Source organism: Paenalcaligenes sp. GW821-LYS-B07-1, assembly GCF_058803365.1.
In genome coordinates this window covers 1,436,186-1,454,864 of record NZ_CM179516.1, presented here as the reverse complement: position 1 = coordinate 1,454,864, position 18,679 = coordinate 1,436,186, and the positions used below count along the sequence as shown (strand labels likewise).

At 48.0% G+C, this 18,679-nt stretch carries 22 protein-coding genes; 3 read left to right on the top strand and 19 right to left on the bottom strand.

Annotated features, from left to right (window positions below; all coding sequences use genetic code 11):
• Nucleotide 1 precedes the first annotated feature (1 nt).
• From AC3QL0_RS06890 to AC3QL0_RS06860, 7 genes are read right to left on the bottom strand one after another with little or no spacing between them, the layout of a single operon-like run.
• Complete coding sequence (locus AC3QL0_RS06890) at nt 2-1,642, bottom strand: TadA family conjugal transfer-associated ATPase (protein WP_493010676.1); 1,641 nt, start codon at nt 1,640-1,642, stop codon at nt 2-4.
• Nucleotides 1,635-3,017, bottom strand: a complete 1,383-nt coding sequence (locus AC3QL0_RS06885; protein ID WP_493010675.1) for a type II and III secretion system protein family protein — start codon at nt 3,015-3,017, stop codon at nt 1,635-1,637. Before AC3QL0_RS06885 ends, AC3QL0_RS06890 begins: the two co-directional genes overlap by 8 nt.
• Nucleotides 3,010-3,993: a Flp pilus assembly protein CpaB gene (gene cpaB / locus AC3QL0_RS06880; RefSeq protein ID WP_493010674.1), complete on the bottom strand. Its 984-nt coding sequence runs from the start codon at nt 3,991-3,993 to the stop codon at nt 3,010-3,012. The genes AC3QL0_RS06885 and cpaB overlap by 8 nt, the downstream gene beginning before the upstream one ends.
• 27 nt (nt 3,994-4,020) lie before the next feature.
• Complete coding sequence (locus tag AC3QL0_RS06875) at nt 4,021-4,680, bottom strand: hypothetical protein (RefSeq protein WP_493010673.1); 660 nt, start codon at nt 4,678-4,680, stop codon at nt 4,021-4,023.
• Between the two features lie 3 nt (nt 4,681-4,683).
• Nucleotides 4,684-5,301 carry a TadE/TadG family type IV pilus assembly protein gene (locus AC3QL0_RS06870; RefSeq protein ID WP_493010672.1) on the bottom strand — a complete coding sequence of 206 codons (618 nt, stop codon included), beginning with the start codon at nt 5,299-5,301 and terminating at the stop codon, nt 4,684-4,686.
• Nucleotides 5,298-6,590 (bottom strand): hypothetical protein, encoded by a 1,293-nt coding sequence (locus tag AC3QL0_RS06865; protein WP_493010671.1) that lies wholly within the window; start codon nt 6,588-6,590, stop codon nt 5,298-5,300. Before AC3QL0_RS06865 ends, AC3QL0_RS06870 begins: the two co-directional genes overlap by 4 nt.
• Entirely contained in the window at nt 6,587-6,850 is a 264-nt protein-coding gene (locus AC3QL0_RS06860) for a hypothetical protein (protein ID WP_493010670.1), read from the bottom strand. Before AC3QL0_RS06860 ends, AC3QL0_RS06865 begins: the two co-directional genes overlap by 4 nt.
• A 599-nt stretch (nt 6,851-7,449) precedes the next feature.
• On the opposite strand from AC3QL0_RS06860, the gene AC3QL0_RS06855 reads away from it, so the two are divergent.
• The gene (locus tag AC3QL0_RS06855) at nt 7,450-8,646 is read left to right on the top strand and encodes a GGDEF domain-containing protein (protein ID WP_493010669.1); all 1,197 of its coding nucleotides are present in this window, start codon (nt 7,450-7,452) and stop codon (nt 8,644-8,646) included.
• A gap of 118 nt (nt 8,647-8,764) precedes the next feature.
• Here AC3QL0_RS06855 and AC3QL0_RS06850 read toward each other — a convergent pair whose 3' ends face one another.
• Together AC3QL0_RS06850 and AC3QL0_RS06845 are read right to left on the bottom strand one after the other, a co-directional pair.
• A complete protein-coding gene (locus AC3QL0_RS06850; protein ID WP_493010668.1) occupies nt 8,765-9,367 on the bottom strand; it encodes a hypothetical protein in 603 nt (200 codons plus the stop codon).
• 462 nt (nt 9,368-9,829) lie between these two features.
• Nucleotides 9,830-10,231 carry a hypothetical protein gene (locus tag AC3QL0_RS06845; RefSeq protein WP_493010667.1) on the bottom strand — a complete coding sequence of 134 codons (402 nt, stop codon included), beginning with the start codon at nt 10,229-10,231 and terminating at the stop codon, nt 9,830-9,832.
• Between the two features lie 718 nt (nt 10,232-10,949).
• Here AC3QL0_RS06845 and AC3QL0_RS06840 point away from each other — a divergent pair.
• Nucleotides 10,950-12,362 carry a hypothetical protein gene (locus AC3QL0_RS06840; RefSeq protein WP_493010666.1) on the top strand — a complete coding sequence of 471 codons (1,413 nt, stop codon included), beginning with the start codon at nt 10,950-10,952 and terminating at the stop codon, nt 12,360-12,362.
• On the opposite strand, the gene AC3QL0_RS06835 is transcribed toward AC3QL0_RS06840, so the two are convergent.
• From AC3QL0_RS06835 to AC3QL0_RS06820, 4 genes are read right to left on the bottom strand one after another with little or no spacing between them, the layout of a single operon-like run.
• Nucleotides 12,325-12,495 (bottom strand): hypothetical protein, encoded by a 171-nt coding sequence (locus AC3QL0_RS06835; RefSeq protein ID WP_493010665.1) that lies wholly within the window; start codon nt 12,493-12,495, stop codon nt 12,325-12,327. The genes AC3QL0_RS06840 and AC3QL0_RS06835 overlap by 38 nt on opposite strands.
• A complete protein-coding gene (locus AC3QL0_RS06830) occupies nt 12,482-12,820 on the bottom strand; it encodes a hypothetical protein (RefSeq protein ID WP_493010664.1) in 339 nt (112 codons plus the stop codon). The genes AC3QL0_RS06835 and AC3QL0_RS06830 overlap by 14 nt, the downstream gene beginning before the upstream one ends.
• Entirely contained in the window at nt 12,802-13,350 is a 549-nt protein-coding gene (locus AC3QL0_RS06825) for a glycoside hydrolase family protein (protein ID WP_493010663.1), read from the bottom strand. Before AC3QL0_RS06825 ends, AC3QL0_RS06830 begins: the two co-directional genes overlap by 19 nt.
• Entirely contained in the window at nt 13,347-13,592 is a 246-nt protein-coding gene (locus tag AC3QL0_RS06820) for a holin (RefSeq protein ID WP_493010662.1), read from the bottom strand. The genes AC3QL0_RS06825 and AC3QL0_RS06820 overlap by 4 nt, the downstream gene beginning before the upstream one ends.
• 322 nt (nt 13,593-13,914) lie before the next feature.
• Between AC3QL0_RS06820 and AC3QL0_RS06815 the strand changes: the two genes are divergently transcribed.
• On the top strand, nt 13,915-14,271 hold the full coding sequence (locus AC3QL0_RS06815; protein ID WP_493010661.1) for a hypothetical protein: 357 nt from the start codon (nt 13,915-13,917) through the stop codon (nt 14,269-14,271).
• Nucleotides 14,272-14,281: 10 nt separating this feature from the next.
• Here AC3QL0_RS06815 and AC3QL0_RS06810 read toward each other — a convergent pair whose 3' ends face one another.
• From AC3QL0_RS06810 to AC3QL0_RS06785, 6 genes are read right to left on the bottom strand one after another with little or no spacing between them, the layout of a single operon-like run.
• On the bottom strand, nt 14,282-14,668 hold the full coding sequence (locus AC3QL0_RS06810) for a hypothetical protein (RefSeq protein WP_493010660.1): 387 nt from the start codon (nt 14,666-14,668) through the stop codon (nt 14,282-14,284).
• Nucleotides 14,669-14,672: 4 nt separating this feature from the next.
• Complete coding sequence (locus AC3QL0_RS06805; protein WP_493010659.1) at nt 14,673-15,761, bottom strand: hypothetical protein; 1,089 nt, start codon at nt 15,759-15,761, stop codon at nt 14,673-14,675.
• A gap of 2 nt (nt 15,762-15,763) precedes the next feature.
• Nucleotides 15,764-16,408: a baseplate wedge 1 family protein gene (locus tag AC3QL0_RS06800; RefSeq protein ID WP_493010658.1), complete on the bottom strand. Its 645-nt coding sequence runs from the start codon at nt 16,406-16,408 to the stop codon at nt 15,764-15,766.
• A complete protein-coding gene (locus AC3QL0_RS06795; protein WP_493010657.1) occupies nt 16,405-17,622 on the bottom strand; it encodes a baseplate J/gp47 family protein in 1,218 nt (405 codons plus the stop codon). Before AC3QL0_RS06795 ends, AC3QL0_RS06800 begins: the two co-directional genes overlap by 4 nt.
• Nucleotides 17,610-17,981, bottom strand: a complete 372-nt coding sequence (locus tag AC3QL0_RS06790) for a contractile injection system sheath initiator (RefSeq protein ID WP_493010656.1) — start codon at nt 17,979-17,981, stop codon at nt 17,610-17,612. Before AC3QL0_RS06790 ends, AC3QL0_RS06795 begins: the two co-directional genes overlap by 13 nt.
• Nucleotides 17,978-18,676, bottom strand: a complete 699-nt coding sequence (locus tag AC3QL0_RS06785; protein ID WP_493010655.1) for a Gp138 family membrane-puncturing spike protein — start codon at nt 18,674-18,676, stop codon at nt 17,978-17,980. The genes AC3QL0_RS06790 and AC3QL0_RS06785 overlap by 4 nt, the downstream gene beginning before the upstream one ends.
• Nucleotides 18,677-18,679: the final 3 nt, after the last annotated feature.

The following is an 18,679-nucleotide window of genomic DNA, read 5'->3' as shown; positions in this document are numbered from 1 at the left end:
GTTAGGCCACATCGCTAAACCAGCGTTGATCCAACCAGTCCATTTGCTCACTAAAAATCTGTGGTATCAGCCCCTGCCCTTTGAAAACCACGTTACCAGAACTGGATACTTCTGCAGCAAACAGCTCTTGTAGCTGTATACGCCCAGCTTCCAAACCGCATACCTCAGTAATGGAATGAATGATGCGGCGGCCATCAGCTAAACGTTTTTGCAACACCAACACCTCTAGGCTGCTGGCTATATGCTCACGCGCCACGGTCACAGGTAAATCCATACCCGCTAATAGCACCAGTGTTTCCAACCTATTAAGCGCTTCTCTAGGAGTGTTTGCATGCACTGTCGTCAAGGAACCTTCATGCCCCGTATTCATCGCCGCCAACATATCAAAGGCTTCACCCCCACGGCACTCTCCTACCACTATGCGATCGGGCCGCATACGTAACGCATTACGTACCAAGTCACGAATACTCACTAGCCCTTCCCCTTCTACGTTGGCGGGCCGCGCTTCTAAAGAAACTAAATTTGCCATGTTCAACTGCAGCTCTGCAGCATCCTCAATGGTGACCACCCGTTCTTGAGGAGCAATGTAGTTCGTGAGCACGTTTAACAGCGTCGTTTTCCCTGAGCCTGTTCCTCCTGCCACCACCACATTTTTTCTGGCCTGTACACAGCAACGCAAAAACTCGGCCATCGTTGAACTGAGCGCACCAAACGCTAATAAGTCGTCCATCACTAAACGCTTGGCGGGGAACTTTCGTATGGTTAAGGTAGGACCTTTAAGTGCAATAGGTGGTAACACTGCATTCACTCTAGAGCCATCTCGTAACCGTGCATCCACCATAGGAGAAGCATCGTCCAAACGCCTACCCAAGGGGGCTACGATGCGCTCCATAATGGCGACCAATGCCGTCTCACTACTAAACACAGCAGAGCTTTCATGGCATTGTCCCTGCATTTCCACAAAAATCTGTGACGGTGAGTTCACCATGATTTCGCTGATGCTTGGGTCTCGGAGTAGAGCCTCTAACGGCCCTAAACCTAATGCCTCATCCAACACGGCTTGAACTAATTGCTGCCTACATAATGAAGGCGGCAAATCGGTGCTTTTAGCAATCAATGCTTCTACACATTGCTGTGCTTCCAAGCGTAAAACAGCTTCATTCATGTCGCTGTACTGCTTACGACGCAACTCTAATGCATCCACTAACCGCGTATGCAAGGCAGCCACATGCTCTGCTAACAACAAGGCTTGTTCTCGTTGCGCTGCGACAGAAGCACTTTTTTGCTTTGCCTCTACGGTTTCATTGTTAATCTGTAGCCGCCCTGCTTCCAGCTCTTCCTCTACAACACGCTTCACCACTAACTGACACGGCCCTATCACCACACAATCACCCTCTTGCAATGGCCCATATTGGGTCACACGCTGCCCATTCACATACGTACCAGCCAAACTCCCACAGTCTTCTAAAAAGTATTGTTGGGCATGCCTAGCGATACGCGCATGCTGCTTGGCAATACGCCATCCCTTTAACACCAACTGTGCGGAAGCCTCTTTACCAATCACACACTGCTCTGCCAATGGGAACTCAAAACGTTCTCCATTTTGATATTCACCACAGAGCTTAAAAGCCAGATCACTCATGATGTCCACCCTGAAGCAATACCCCCAATGGCTCCACCGGCAATGCCCAATCAGGTCTCGATAATAAGTCTTGGCTTTCCCCTTTAGTCATGGCTGTATTCACTCTGGGGGCATCTGGAAACTGTTGCGCCACCATTGCCTGAGCCCTATGTATGCGTTGCTGCATAACGGGATGATTGGCTTCCACAATATGCGGCGTCACAAAAATGGCTAATTCTGTCTCCTGACGCTGAAAACGCTCAGAACTAAACGCCGCCCCCAAGACCGGTAATGTACCCAACCCCGGAACCCTATCTTGATTGCGAGAAACCTCTCTGGAAATGAACCCCGCCAGAATTAAGGTTTGGCCCGTTTGCACATTAAACTCCGTAGCTGTTCGTCTCGTTTTCAGAGAGGGACCACTGGGCACTGACAAACTAGGATCTATAGAACTCACCTCAACCTCAATACGCGAACGTACCGCCCCAGAAGCTTGAATCAAAGGCGTAATACGCAATGAAACACCATATGGCTTAAACTGCGTGGAGTTATTACCATTACTGTCGGTCACGGTATAAGGTACTTCACCACCCGCTAAGAACTCTGCCGTGCTACCACTACGAGCCAGTAATTGTGGCTGTGCCAAGATAGTTGCAGCTCCCACCTCGCTCAACGCTTGTATACGCGCCGAGAGCAATGCATTAATACCAAAATAACCCTTGAGTGCCGAGCTACCCATTTCCGTGGCCACTACTGTTTCACCCGGACGCGCACCGATACTGCCAGCTGTGTTTTCCCATGCAACACCAGCCGTAAGTCCACCTTCTGCTGCATCACTCCAGCGTGTGCCTAAATTGCGCAATGCATTGCGAGGCACCTCTACCACCTGCACATCCAACAGCACCATTGCATCCCAGCCCTGGCTGTCACTTAGGTCCAAAAGTTGCGGATAACGCTTAGCCAATACCGCCAAATGCTCTTGCTGCCTATCTGTTAAATGCGTGGCCTCTACGACTAGCTTATCCCCCACCTCGCTAATTTCCACACCAGGAATTTTAGCCAGCAGCTGTTTTAATTCGCTTTTGCTTTGACGTATGCCTGTAGACAGCACCTCCACATGATAGGCCTGATTACTACCGTCACGCTGCCAAAGCTGCACCGTACTACTGCCTTCGTTGCGAGCAAAAACAATCACCTCTTGCTCTTCGGTGGTCACGGCATTCAGTACATGCCCATCACCTACAGCGACACGCGCTAGTTCTGGCACTGTTAACACTCGCATGTCACCCACCTGCATTTGCCAGGTTTCTGCCTGTGCCGATACTGATATTGCCCACCCACACATCACAAAAAAGAACACAAAACCAAGTACCTGCTTTACGCTAGCGTTACTCATAAGCCTCCCCCTGTAAGGGCATCGCTTCTACGGAGTCACGTTCAGCCCAATTACCCCACTGCGTAGCCGCTGGCTCAGACATACTCTCTAATCCGTAAGCCTGAGCAGGCAACGAAAACAAGGCTCTAGAAGTAGAGGCTGCCACCATAGACGGGGCCAATGCTTGCAACTTACGATTCTGCTGATTGCCATACACCACTGGAGCAGACCTTGTTGCTTTAGTCGGTGATGACCCCGCTAGGCCTAACAGAGCCGCCAAATCACCCCGAATAGCTCGATCGGAAACACCAGCATCGCCTACGGGTCGCAGCATGGCCGTTAATGTCCCCGCTTGCCTTGCCGCCAATAAGGTCACCCCCTCTTCAGGGCTCACATCCAACGTCAATGTGCTGGCCTCATAACGGCTTTCACTGAGGTACTCTGTATTGCGATTAATGGCTAACACCCGCACGCCTTGCAGCAAAGGTGAAGAGATGCGACGTCGTTGATAATCAAAAGATACGTACACATCAATCAAGTCTCCCGCCTGCAAAAGCCCCGCCACAGAACTCAACACATCAGCGGGGATGGTTAATGCTCTACGACCAGGACGCAAGATAGACGAAAACCGATCAGGCTCTTGCTCGCGCACATGGGCTGGCAAAATCAAATCTCCCGCCGCCAGAGCATGCCCCAACCTCTGATTTTCTATGGCCAGAAAATACTCTGGCGACAAACTATCGCTACTAATCAAATGCTGAGGAAAATCACGTATCGCCACATCATCACTGTCGACTATGGCACCCACTGGTAATGAGCGTGCAGCCACAAGGCGAGGCACCATCGGGACCGCTGCACGCGCTTCTAATTCCTGCGTTTTATCTGCCAAATAACGAGAGCTGGACCATACCGCTAACCCCGCCCCTAACAAAGACAACACTATCCAAATTGCGGTTGATCGATGGGCCCATAAGTGCTGCTGCCATACTTGTTTCATTGCTTCCCCCATTACTTGCTTCTAGCGCTAATACCAGCGCAATACATAGATCCCTACCATCTGCTCACCCATAGGAACCCAACTTATCACCCACTGCTCTGCACCATACTGAAAGCTCATGGCATAGGGGTCTGCATGCACGTACATTTTGGGAAATTTGTTGGCTAATGCTTCCGTCAACAAGGGCTGTGGCTCTACGTTTGTTGGCACGCTATACCACTGATGCTGCACTCTCCCGCCTGCCAGCTTTTCTTCCCATGCCCACAACAGCTGCAAGTCAGGATGAGAGAAAAGCGGCTGATGCACTGGCTGGTCAGAGCGCAAACAACTCAGTGCTATAAACGAGCTGCTGACATCCACTTTTTGTAGGCGTACTGAGCAAGGATCCTGCCCAGCAGACTGTTCCCATAACACTCCGTTCTTTTGCACTTGCAATTGCTTAAGATGAGGAATTCGCTCCTGTATTTGCTGCATAAACTCAACCAGATCTACGCCTTTCACTTGCCATGCGTAATACCACAAGGCATCAGATTGCAGAGAAAGCAATAACTCCGGACGGTATGCACTTAAGCTTTGTTCCATACTGTGCAACTGAACTAGCCATTGCGCTTGCAGTGGCCGTGCTAAGACGATTGCACTTATGCCAAACAAACCCACACAGCACAGTCTAGTAACGAATGTCCTCATTCATCACTCCTGCTGCACATACCGTGTAGGTACACTGCTTTCCCATTGCTGTAGCCAGTCGCGACTAGGGGTTGCGCGCCCCCACGCTTTATCTACAGCACCCGCAAAGTGCTCTATGTTCTGTACCTGATTACGACTACGCTCTGTCGCCTTTCCCCACCATTGAGGGGCTTGTTCCAGCCGTTGCCTTACCTGTGCAGCAGCTACGGCACTGCCACTGCCCACTAGCACTACATGCTGTTGTTGCAACTTCAGCGAAGGGAACAAGGCATGACTTAATCGCTTCTGTAGACTACTTTGATGTATGCCTGCATCTTCTAAATGCACCTCAGTTGCTAGCGAAGATGACTCTTTATTAAGGCCTTCATTCCAGCGATAACCCTCTTGGCTATACTTCAGCCCTTTCGCCTCTGCCTCCCAGATTGCTTTACGTTGTTGCTCTGTTAAGGGAAAATCGGCTGACCATAGTTGTGCACGTAAGAAAGCGCCATGCGCAGCAGCCAATTGAATTCGACTTTTTTCATGCTGCGCATACAACAACCAATGCGCCATAAATAGCAGCCCCATCAATACAGGCAGCACGATGATGCTTTCCACTACTGCTTGTCCGCGCTGGCTCATGATTCGCTCCAACTAGGCACACTACTTTCGGCGACCAACCTAGACTCCCAATACGGCATAAAGAGATTGGGACGATGCGATACATACGCGGGCGGTAAGTAAGCCACCTCTGCCGCACTTTGTGTGGTTAACGTTAAGGAGGCAGCAGGCTGGGTTACTTCCAAAACCAGAGAAACCGTCGATACATTGGGAGCAAGTACCAGAGCCGGTTGCAATGTTGCACTCGTTAATGGCTGCGCTAATGCATACCCATACGAACTCGCTAGCGGGTTTGCATCCTCTCCCAACAGATCCCAACCGGCCACCTCGCGTACCCAACGCCAGAAATCCTGCAGAGAAAAATTATCAGGTGGGTCTTCAATAAATACCCCATCAGGTACTTGCCCTCGTTGACTAGGTATCCAGGCATATCCCATGGCGTATTCTCGGTAATAACACCCAACCCAACGGTTAGACCTCAACGCATGAAAAGACAAGGTGTCACCACTTCGCCACCCTGCTTTATCATCTAGCCGTGTTTCACCGCGTCGGCGAAGTTGATGACGCAAATGCGGACAACGTGCGCTGACTACCCATTTGTTTTTAGCCGTGTAGTTTCTAGGCTGTAAAAAGGCATAGCTCCCTGCACTGTCACGCACCCAGTCCGCGACAAATGACTGCGCCGCCGCCGTTGCCAATACCGTATTAGGGCGTTGCTGCAACTGGACATGCAGCATAGAGGCTGCACTTTTCTCTGGATAGCTGAGGTGCAAAATCACTTCAGCACTTTGCTTTGCCAAACCAAAAAAATGCTGCTGAAGATTTTTCTGAACCCGGCCAAACACCTGATTACTAAACTCTGTGTGTGCAAGCGCAGCACTCTGTAATCGACTTTGCAACGACAGGCTTTCACCCAGCCCTAACGCTTTCGCTGAAGACGCGTAATCCCTTGCATGCGCAGGACCAAACATCAAACCTATCAAACTCGCTGGTGGGTTTGCTCTACTAAAACGTTCTGCTTGGGTCAATGCAAAATGGCCCCATGAAGCCGCCGTAGTCAAGTGAGCACTTGCCACATGATGCGCTACATACGCCCGATTCAATAACGCCAACATATTCAATAATCTAGCTTGAACAAGCCCTGCGCTATACACCGCAGTATCCGTAGCACTGTTCTGCCGCATTTTGGCTGAGCTAATGTCCCCCACCCAAAACGCACGATTAAATAGCAGCACCAAAACCGCTAGGCATACAATGCCCAGCACCAGCACTTGGCCTTGCTGTGCTGAGAAATGGCTAACGTGCCTCATTGTGGAACGCTCGTATTGCCTGTAAATGACTTCAGGCCTTTAGCTGAGGTTTGTGCTGCTGTAGCTTGAGCAGCATCCCCTGCCGCTTGCGTCATTTCCGAGCCATCCTCACCTGCCAGCTCGTGAGCAATCGCTGCTGTTTGCGAGCGCACTACCTGACCAAATAGCTGAAAGACAGCAATAGCTGCAATCGCCACTAACGCTACGATAATGATGTACTCCACCATGCCTTGTCCGCTCTGTTTCTTTTCTGCTGTCATACGACTCTCCTGTTGTCTGTAGTAGCAGTTTGGAACAAAGCGGTGCCCTCCTCAATTCGTAAGATTGAGGGCGGATAAAGTGATGTAGGGGGCTAAATTAGGGAAGAAGGAGTGCTAGGATTTGGCTTTTGCAACGTGCCTACTGCACCCACTCATACACGCGTTGTACACTTTAACGTGTGCTTGCTCTGCTGATTTGACGTAGTACTCACCATAAATAGTAGCCACAAATTTTTGTGCTGCTATCACCTGCGCAGCTGGATTTAATACTGCCTGATTAGCTAGCTCGCATCTTACGGCGCTCAATGTGTCTTTTCTTGAACTACCGGTCTCTCTGGCACCAAAAGCCCGTTCTTCCACCATGGCTAACGGTGTAGTGATACTGATCCAAAATTTTAGACCTCCGTCTCTACCCACACCATCCGTAACAAAATATAAACAAGATCTTTATAATGCCGTTACTCATCTTAGGTGGGTTCTGCATTTATAGCGCCATACAAAAGTTGTAATTGATCCGGCTCTACTTGTCGGTTGATGTGTCGCTAACTACAGCCCTGTAGCAACAACACAGACATTACACTTAGCTCTTACGGCACTATATGGTTGCTTCTATTCTTGTTGCCATGCTGTGTGCACACTTGCTGTGCTTCTCAGTCATGTTTTTACTGATCAGTAGACGTCTACCAGGCAACAGAATGGGGATGGACTTTTTTGCGGTAGGCAACCTGCTCTTAGCATCGGCCTATATCCTGCAACTGATAGAAGACGGTCCAGCCTGGAGCGTGATGAGCGTTATTAATCACGACCTCACACTGGCTGCTCCTCTTGCCTACTGGCTGGGCGCCATGCGATTTTTTGGTCAACCCGTCAGACTATGGCGGCCACTACTACTCTTTTGTGTTGCCTACGCGATGCTGCAGGCACTGATACAGTGGAATATTGGACCTGCCGCACGTTATGCCATGCTTGCCGCAATGGCTGCCCTACTTTTCTTTGTGATGACACTGACTGTCATCTACGGCGTACGCACCTTTTCCAAGGACTTACATGGCGAAATGATCTTTTTTGCCATCCTCATTAGTGGGATTTGCGTTCTGAACGTGCTGAAGTTTCTAAAAATTGTAGATGGCGGCTTGGATGCCTTGCATATGGATAGCCGCTTCCAATTGATCTTCTACATCTATATGTCATCCTTAGCCACCATCGTACCGCCCTCCATCGTTTGGCTGGTGCTACGGCGTCTTACCGATGATTTACGCAATATGGCTGCGCGAGATCCCATGACGGGTTTACTCAATCGCCGAGGCCTTTCTGAAACGCTAGAACAGCACTTTAAAGCCAGAGGCGCTTCGCCCGCTTACTTGATGCTGATGGATATAGATCATTTCAAACAAATCAACGACACCTATGGTCACCAAGCTGGTGATGAAGTGATTTGCCGTGTCGCTGAACTATTACGCTCCACCGTGCGACACGACGACATGGCAGGGCGTATAGGTGGAGAGGAATTTGTCGCCATCTGCTTGGAAACGGATAGCAGTGGCGTCATACATATGGCTGAGCGACTACGCGTCAACATTGAGCATCAAGCTATTCAGACAGCAGACTCTGCTCAGCTATTACGATGCACAGTCACTATAGGAATTTCACCGTATTTTTACGGTGCTAATGAGTTGGAGGATGCTTTACGCTATGCTGACGCGGCGCTCTATAAAGGCAAAGCCGCTGGACGTAATAGAGTAGAAATCACCAACCCTTCTTTCACCATTTCAACCGCGCATAGCACTCAATCATAAACTCACCTGAGCCTAGAAAGACTAATCGTATGTTACGTAGGCATTCTTAGCTAAAGCAGAGCCATAAAAACGGCTTGGAATTACCCAAGCCGATGTTATGACAGGCAACTACTACTGTCTATTCGTATGTATTTGGATTTTTATATCGATTAAAGAAGTCTTCACCACACATGCGTTTAACGAAGTCTGCATTAGCTGTGGTTGCCGATACGGGCTTATCTTTTGCTACATAAATAAAATGTTTTTGGAGATTTCCTGCAGCATCTTGAGGTGTGGGCTTACCATTTTCCCATCTATTCACATCGTAATTCACACAATACCCAATGGTGTTTGATGATTTTTTATCCTTCACCGCTCTAATTTGGTTGTAGACAAATTTATAGCCTGTATTAGTGTCATCTAACTCTTTTTGAGTGCTCTCACTCTTTGCAAAAGGTCGTGCCAAGCGATCAATGGCAGCAGGATACTCTGCATCCATTTTCACCACCACAAACTGTGTATCTGTCGTAGTTGCTGTAGTGTAAGTCACACCTTGTGCCGTTTTCGTGATGCTATATTGCTCCCACTCTTCCGACTCTTGGAGCAATGGTGCTGTGCCATCCAACAAATTAGAAAACTGCTGTAAAGCACTCATCAGCCCACCATCACCGCCTCCCATGGAACCACAACCTGAAATCAGTAATGCCGTTGGCAACGCCATTAATAGGACACGTTTCTTCATTTTTCCCCCTAGGAATTGAATCTAAAAAGCAAATAGTCTGCTGACATCAACGGCCACGTATTTTCAGTCATAGTAGTACAGCTCTATCGTGTGCCATTGTTACAAAGCTTATGCAGACGTTTAGGCAAGAAAAAACGCCACCTACCCTTTCGGAGTGGTGGCGTAAAGTTTTCCATTCCTTCTCAAGAATGAAAAAACATGCGGTTACCATTATGTATCATTTAAAGTCAAAATAAAACACCTAAAGCCACAAACAACAACTTTGTGTTGAGCAACTACCGACTGATATGTTTCAGAAAAAGAAAAACCCCAGCATGATTTCTCATGCTGGGGATTCCGGAGCAGGCTGCATAGCATATGTGGCATGGCGTTAGATACAGTCCTCTAACAACCACTTAATCTACTCAAGTAGACACACCCCAAACATTAGAGGGGCCAATACCACAGCGCTACTTAACAATCTCATTTATCGCAGTCCATACCTCCTTCCATGATATACAAAATCTGTTCTAATATTTTTGTCCAATTCGAATAGTATGTATAACCTTGATATTCAGTCAGCGTGTCTCCAACCTGATTCAACTCAATCAAAAGTGCTGCACTATCTTTTGTCAGCCCAACCATATAAGAGGTGACACGAGCTTTCCTGTGGTCTGATGGATTAACAGCAATCTGCCCCTTTGGGGATCTGCATTTATTACCGTAATCATATAGAGACTGCTGAATCTGAGAAATCGACTTTTCTATCGTCCCCGATTTTCTCAAATGATCCGGAGTTCTAATTTGCTCAACCGTGACATTTTGAAGCTGGCCACACCCCGTCAGTGCCACTGCACACAACACTCCCACCACAAGCTTTCTCATTCTCATCTCCTTTAAGTAAGATGCTGAGATAATAGCAGCACCAGTAGCCAACGCAAAAGTTCGTATCGTTGGGCTCCTTTATTCACCAATCCAAAATTATGTAAGTGAGGTAAAAATAAAGTGATGAAAACAACAATACTGTTATTTATAACTATAACCCTCACAGGATGCACAGCCCCAAACTGGGACTGGCAATGGAAAAAGGTCGGAGGTACCGAAGCAGCCTTCGAGGCTGACATGGCTACTTGTGAATATGATGCTGTGAAATATGCTAGCGGAAACTCCGATGTGCCCTTATGGGTTCGTGAGAAACACATCAGAGAAGCCTGCATGAAACAGAAAGGATGGCGAGAAGTGAAAGTAATTCACCCATCAAGTGCAGGAGTCACAGTGCCCAGCGCTCCTATCCCAAACCGTCAAGATATCCCGTTTTAACCTAAAAAAAACCAGAAATATCCTCACGGCATATGTTTCAGCAAAAGAAAAACCCCAGCATGACTTCTCATGCTGGGGTTTCTTATTGGTTGCGGGAGCGCGCTACGTAACGTATCTACGGTACGGCACTACATAAGACCGCCTAATGACTGACCTGCTAGTCTTAACATGCAACGATCACACAATATAAAGGCAGCTACTAAAGATTCTACTTTATATTACGTTACAGTCATTACCCAATGAAGAAATCGAATAACCCCATGCCCATCGGAGTAAAGAAGTAATGTCTGAATACCATGATAGGGAAGTCTTGAATGCTGGCCAACTCGGGACATACCGTGTTCATTCTCTGTTTACTCGCATAACTAGTGAAGGAGATTTACATCCTGAATATGAGGACCCGTATCCAGGCGCGGTTGCTCTACATGCGCATGAGTACACTCATTACCTTCACAACTTATCAACCACCGCAGGTCTCGACGCATTGTTAACCTGTTTTATGATGTTCGAGCCGTTTTTGCGCGGCACAAATGATCAAGGCTGGTATACAGCCCCTGAACCATCTGAGTCAGACAATCAAGTGTTGGATGCTTTCACGATGATGAGCATAGCCAGAGGTTCAGTTACAGGCATCCCCAACGATAGAGCCTTTAGGTGGCCAAAAATATTGCAATGGAGATTCGGTGACGTCTATCAAAGATCCATAGAGTTTGCCAGCTTAGATATGACGCGTCAAATATCTATAATCCCCATCAAAGCAGAGGGCAATGATGGAACGACATTGCAGCTAGACTTATCACCGGGACTTGACTTCATCACGGAGGGTATCGCTTATGAGATTGAGCGGGAGCAGCGCCGCATACCACACACCCCAGATCATCAACTTGATGCCCAGACCCCGAGTTATCCATATTTGGCTTATAGGCCACTGATTGATCATCTTGTTGCACACAAGACCACAACTCTAGAGCGCATTCTCATTGGGGTTGTTGCGCTATTGAGTAAAGACACATCACAGACATTCTTTGAACTATGCGAAGCCATCAAACATGATAAAACCCAAGAAGAAGAATGCTTCTCTTGTCAAAAAAAACTGATCAATAATGTCTATCAGAGCTTTCTAGATCATATATCCGCCTTCTCCTATACAGATCAGTTAAAAGAAATTCTCAAAGGATCGGGCGACCATTTGGAAGGCCTTAATATCTATTGCGAACTAATTGATAAAGGCCTGCAAAAACGCAAGAAGGCGATGCTGTTAGAGTATCTAATGGTATACGAAAAGCTAACAGCAGAAAAATTTCTTAACCTATCAGCGAATATACTGGAAAGAGTTATCTATCAAGAGACAGGTGATGTCAATAGGCTTGAGTGGATATATCCAGATGACAGCACAATAGCAAAAAGTCCAGATGAGGCACTCCAAAAACTAAGTGTTTTGCAGGCTAGTATTCATTTTTTGCAGCAGCACTTCACTGCCGATGGCAGGCTAAGTAATACAGCCAACTTGAAAAATACAGCATGCCCATTCCTCGGTGTTTGTGAAGTCCAAAAATTATCCTCTCATCCTTTAGATTGCGGAAGTAAGCCGTGGAGTGTTTCCATCGGTAATGGGACTGGAGTGTGTTACTACGAATTTGCCCGACGCTCATTAAGAGTTATCGACAAAAAGCAGTCAAACAGTACGCAAACTTGACAGCCTCAACTTGATTGGAGCACTTCATATACAGGAACGCCAACTCAATATAAGCCTTGCTCAGCTCATCCCATGAGTCAGTATCTAGCTCAGGCACAGGCGGGCAAGGCTCAGACAAATTAGCGGGCAGCATTGGCCGCACGTATCCCTTCATTGATGCGCTGCAACCGCTCAGGATCAATACGGCAATCAGCGGGCAAAGGCTTTTCAACTTCAACACGGGTATACCTCTCTATAACGGTAGGTTTGACAGCGGTTAGAGCGTTCACCCGCTCCTGTAGCTCAATAGAAATAAGCGCTAGGCGTTCTGATTCATCACGAAAGGCCTCTAGGTCGGCGACATACTGAGCAGCTTGACAGTCCGCCTGCCCTGCCCTGTACTGAATGCCCCCATATAGCCAAACACCTACAAAAAAGGCCACTGCAATAGCGGCCCCTGTCATTGTGCGTCCAAGCATTTCTGATTCCTCTTTAGCTGCCGATCCCATACACCCCAACAACGCTTGTTACCCGGCGTAGAACAGTCAAAGCCTGCGGAGTACTTATATAAAAGCAGCGAGTTACAAGCCCTCAAGTAGTCGCCGCTCAGCAAGTGACGGCGCATGGACGAGTTTCGCCACCTCCCAATCCCGTACTGCCCCACAAAATCCAAATACAGGTCGTACTCTTCCTGGTACAGCCTTACACCAGGCAAGCTGGCGCTGAACATACGCTCATCACCACTCATGAGATTACGCGCCAGCTGCTCTGCTCGTTCGCGTGTGATCGGCGGGTCTGTCATCTTGACTGGCGTGCCGTCCTCATAGCGCGTAGAGCCGTGGCCTATGGTCGGCACATCGCCTTTTGTTGGAATGTGCGGAGCCAGCAAAGTCTGACCATCTGCTGCGCGTACAGGCGTACTCTCCCCTTCATTTGCCACCCAGCCCGCAAAGCCTGCAGCGCTCACAGTTAGCAGCGCCACAGCTATTCGTTGTCTTACTGCATTCATAGCTCGCACTTTTCCTTTAGCGCTGCCAGCTGCGCTTGATGCATTTCCTTCTCCCGCTTATCGCGACGGTGCTGGAAGTACAGATTTGCAAACAAACCAATCACAGCCACCAATACCCCCGCCAGCCCAAGCCAGTTCACCTGCGCCCACCAACCAGTAGCCCCAACACCAGCACCTATAGCCATAGTCTTGTTGGCTGCTGATATCCCAGTTGCCTCTACTGCAACCTCTCTCAAATTCATGGTTTTAATCCTTTGGGGCTGCATAGTGGCCTCCAATAAAAAAGCCCCTACAAACGCAGGGGCGACAAAAATGGTTCAATAGCGGCTTTTGCTCGCAATGAACCAACACATAAAAACAATCACTACAGCCTAGTAATACGACAGGAGACTATTACATTGATTCCGAGCAGATAGAAATCACACCCACCGTAAAAACCTGCAGCCATAAACCAAAAACCACATCAAAGCATTCAAAGCACTCCAAACACATTGACTTTCCAGATCAACAAGTAAAGAATACCAATACCAAAATCAACCCAAAACCATTAATAGAGTAAAAAAAATGAGCTTTGAAAAAAAAACCAAAGGCATTGTCATTGAAGGCACAGAACATGCCTTTGTTTTCGGGAATACCATTAAAGGGTATGACATAGGTGTCCACTCAAAAGGAAACACCCACTCAAATATTTCACATAATTTAATTATCAGCAAAGAAACAGAAGAGTTATTTATAAAAATACAAAATTCTATTAACCAGCTAGATGTTGATGAAAAAACTAGAGATACTTATCAAGATTCATTAAATAAACTGAAGACCTCTTACGGATCAGAATCTTATGATCAGAGCTATAGAAATTTCATCTCCACTATTGCAGACCATATAACAGTCTTTGGCCCTTTAATAGCACTATTAGCCTGAATATTTCCTACTATAGTGTTGATGCTACTATAAACATCTCATCCAGACGTTTCGCAGTTAGCCCCAGCTTCTCCGATACAAGCAACATAATTTCGTTATCACGATTTACTGTCTGAGCAAAATCCCACTCTATCTGAGATTCAGTTTTTTGTGGCTCTTGCATAGCATCAATAGCTGGTTGAACGCTTGCCAAAAATCCCTCACGGTGCAGCATCAAACGGGCCTGCCTCATCGTGATTTGCTGCGGTACAGGCTCTGGCAGTGAGGGTGGTTTTAAATGCTCATCAATCTCTGATTCTGTCATTTCAACAAGCCCATCCACAACAAAACCAGCATCCACCTGATCACGTGAATATGCGTAAACCTCTCCACTATCTGTGTCTTTGTAATATTTCATACTATTAGACCTCACCCCAGTAGTTTAAAACCATTGAATCAAATGCTTCTCCAGCCCTATCCAGCTTGTAAGAACTTCCAGCCGGAACAACGAAGAATGCTGTTGCCGACGTACCTCTACCAAACCCATAGAAAGACGTTAAGACAACACCGTCAATTGTCAGCCTCAATGCATGGTTTAGCCCAGCAGTACCCGTTGTCTGTTCAGCACTGACTAATACATACCTCGGTTTACCCGATGAGTTTGTGTACGTTGTAGCAAAAGCCCTCTCAGCTAAACGATTTATATATTTTTCACTTAAACCTGGGATGTCACTTGTCAGTGCCAACACCCCATCAGCACGCCTCATCGTGGTTTTAGTCGCATTCGTAGCACTCCCATCAGACAGCCTGAACGTGAAGTCCAGACCTGCGGTGTTGGGGGCTAAATCCATGTATACCCTTGCTGATCGAGCGACATCCGCACTACCAGATGCTCTACTAGGGTTAAATAGAAAAAAGGTCGTATATTGCCCCTCTGCTCCAGATGCTGACTCAACAGAAAATCCAGAGGGTACCGCTTGCCTGATAAAACCCGTCCCTCCCTGCAAAGCACTGTCGGCTTTGAGCAAACTGGCCTTAGTAGCTGCACTCACATCAATGGTACGGTTAGCCGATAAATCCCCGCCTCCTGCCAATGCCCCCGTACCTGTAATGCTTCGGGTAGGTTGCACGGCACTGTCCGCTTTAGCCAAACTCGCTTTAGTAGCTGCGCTCGCATCAATGGTGCGATTCGCATCCAACTTTCCACCGCCAGTTAACGCTCCTGCACCCGTCACCGAGACAGCCTTATCTTTGCGGTATTTATCAACCAGAAAGGCCAGCGCATCAAAGTACTGTGACGCCTCTACAGTGTCTACTCTGCCATTAGCAGTCACACCAGCTTCTTTAAGCAAAGATTGGAGGAATGCCAACTGATCATTAGCCCAATCCGCTTCTAAGTACGTGCCATCTTTCGAATCAGGGGATGATCTATTCTTAAAACTACCGCCGGGGTAGCTCAACGTTTTTGGGTGAGCCCGTCCCGGATATCTATCATCTAAATTAATCGCCATTTTTAACCACCTATAAAATCTGAAAACATCGCCTCTGGATCTCCGAACTCCATATCCTTGTTATCGAACTCAACAATATCCGTTAGCTCAAAAAAGCCCCCAAACAACACACCCTGCGGGATCTGCACGAGGTTCACATTGAATAATGCCCATCGCTCGATCTCTGTTAGATCACCCGCGAACTCTATTGAAAACCTCATATCCTCTGTATCATTGATACGCAGGAACTTGGGGCCAACTAAAAACACCATCTCTTGGATAATGCTTTCAATGGTGGCATCTCCGGTGTTCTTCATGATTTTGGCTTTGATGGCCAAGCGATACAGCTCATCGGCCATTTTTGAGTCATCTGATACCTTAGATTCAGAAAACACTGCGCTAGGGTCACCGCACTCAGCACCATCCCCCGCATCAAAGTCAGCGGTAGCCATTGATAACTGGCCGATGAAGTCACGACTAAAAACCACGATTCGCCCTAGGGCATCCAGCTGCACACCTTGCGCCTTGTCGATATCGTAGGAGTTACGCACGGCCACAGCAGCATCACTAATTGAACCGCCCATGCGTCTAGCAATAGATAACCAATCCATTAGCTTGGGCTTATCTCTGTACTGCGAATATGTCCGTTTTGGTACGTTTTCAATCATGGGACGCTCACATTGATATTCACATCAAGCCAGCGGCTTAACTCGTTGTATGAGATGGCCTTGTTTGCCGCTACGCCATCTAGAGTTAGCGAATGAACGTAGGAATTGCCATACCTTCCGATAACTTGATTGATAGGTGTATACATCGTTGATATCGGCACGGACTCACCGATATCAAACCCTGTCACCTTGAACCCATCCTGACCAGACGGTGATTCGCCAGCGGCAAAAGAGATAATGGATTCTTTGATCTGACGCTCAACATCATCCGGCAATGTACCGTCGTTTTTAATCTCAACAGCAACACGCACATCTACATACAGCGGCCTGCCGAAAGTAATTAACTGTTTATGCGTAGCAATAGTTGGAGATGTCACCCACTCTTGCACCGGCGTACCATCTCCATGCAGAAAAACACCGGGGTTTTTCTTGAGGTAGATAGCCGTGGCTAGATCACTATTGCTACCGCCATCAACCAAAACCGTTACTGAGTTCTTCGGCAAACCGTGAGGGTTCAAATTTGGGTCAACTGCAGCACTACCCGTTGGGTTGTTGTAAACCTTTACGCGGCGCACGCCTTCTGTACTGGATAGCGCCCCATACAGCGAATCGATTTGATTGCTCCCCGTCTTACCAACCTCTAGGCGTCGACGGATACGTAGGCTTGAGTCGCTCTCTTTATCTGTGCCAGGTGTTGCTGGGTTCTCATTCGTTACTGCAGACACACCGGCAATGGTTGTAATCATCCGCGTGATTGTGCGAGGCTCCGCCTGAACTGGCCCCAGTAGCTGGCTTCTAACAGGCACAACAACTGTGCTATCAGGCCCTACAGTGAACGTCTGCTCAACAATCCAGCGCTGCCCAGTATCTGCTGATTCGAGGATACTTTCTGCGTAGATCGCTGACCCAGGCACTCCGGTAAACGTTACATCAACGTTCGATGGCGTACCGGGCTTACGGAATGTGCCCGTGATTGAAGCCACTGCGTCTAGGTCTATACCGACTGCTTTTGCTGGGTCTTTGCTTGCCCAAGCCCTGTAAACCACCTCATCGAGCGCTGAAAACACCTCAGCATCGTGAGCAGCCTTTAGTCCATCCGGGGTTGAGGGTTCAAGACTCCAAGCTGGGTCTATCTCTTTGTATAGCTTTCGCTCGTCCTCAAACCATTCATTTTGGGTTTTCAGCTTATAGCCGCTGGGCGTTAACTCTGCCATGCCATCACCGATGCGTTAGAAAGTTGAATATCTTGCTCACCGTATTTGGTCAACACCTGAGCTTGAATGGAAAGTGATCTGGCATCTAGATCAAACTGCATGTTGAAAGACAGCAAGCGGATGACACCCGGCGAACGTGCGATACGATTCCGCAATAACGCTTCCACGGCATTGATGTTTTCAAACTTCCCAAGAATGCTTTGAAACCAAGGTGTGCCATCACTCACATCGCGGAAATACTCACCAAGAAAAAGTTTTAAGCGCGTCACAATCGTCTGTGCTATGGCTTCCCTCTCAGTCACAAACATCTTTCCACGGGTAACTAAGTCACCATCTGGACCAAGCCTGCGTACTCTCAATTTACTGGCCCTCCTGATATGTGCGGCCCATTCTGCACATTGGTATGTTTGTGGTCTTTGCCGCTGATGCCGCCATATGTAACGTTATCCGCCACAATCGTGCCGTCCGTATTAATGATCGCGCCGTTAATGTCTACACTGCCGTCGGCGAGCAGTTTGATATACCCGCCAGAGTTTTTCAGGCTAATCCCACCGTCTGGTTCAATGCTGATGCTCGCTTGACCGTTATCAGCAACGATCTCGCCATTAGACTTAATCCAGACATGATGTTGCCCATCCCGCGACTGCATACGTATGCCATCGTTGGGAAAGTCTGATATGCAAGTAGGTAGAGGCCGAAACCCTGGTACAAAAAAGGCATCGTGCATGTCGTGGAATCTGGCTAGCGGGTTGGTGGCCACACCCCCAGTTTGCTTCCAACCGTCCGCACAACGTTGCGAGAACAGAATCATGCCTTCATCGCCCGGGTTAATCTGGTGAGTCATGCTGTACTGCGTCCCACCCAGAAAAAGGACCGGAACGTCTGCTATCGGGGGCAATCTATCCGTAAAGCCAGCAGTTGCCACCACCTCAACACCTATCTGCACTTGCGCACGCTGCAGCACAGGATCAAAGGTCAGTACATGGCAAGGGACACTTGTACATATACCTTTCATCAACTCGCGAAACACCGTTTTTTGGAAATTTACGCTCATTTT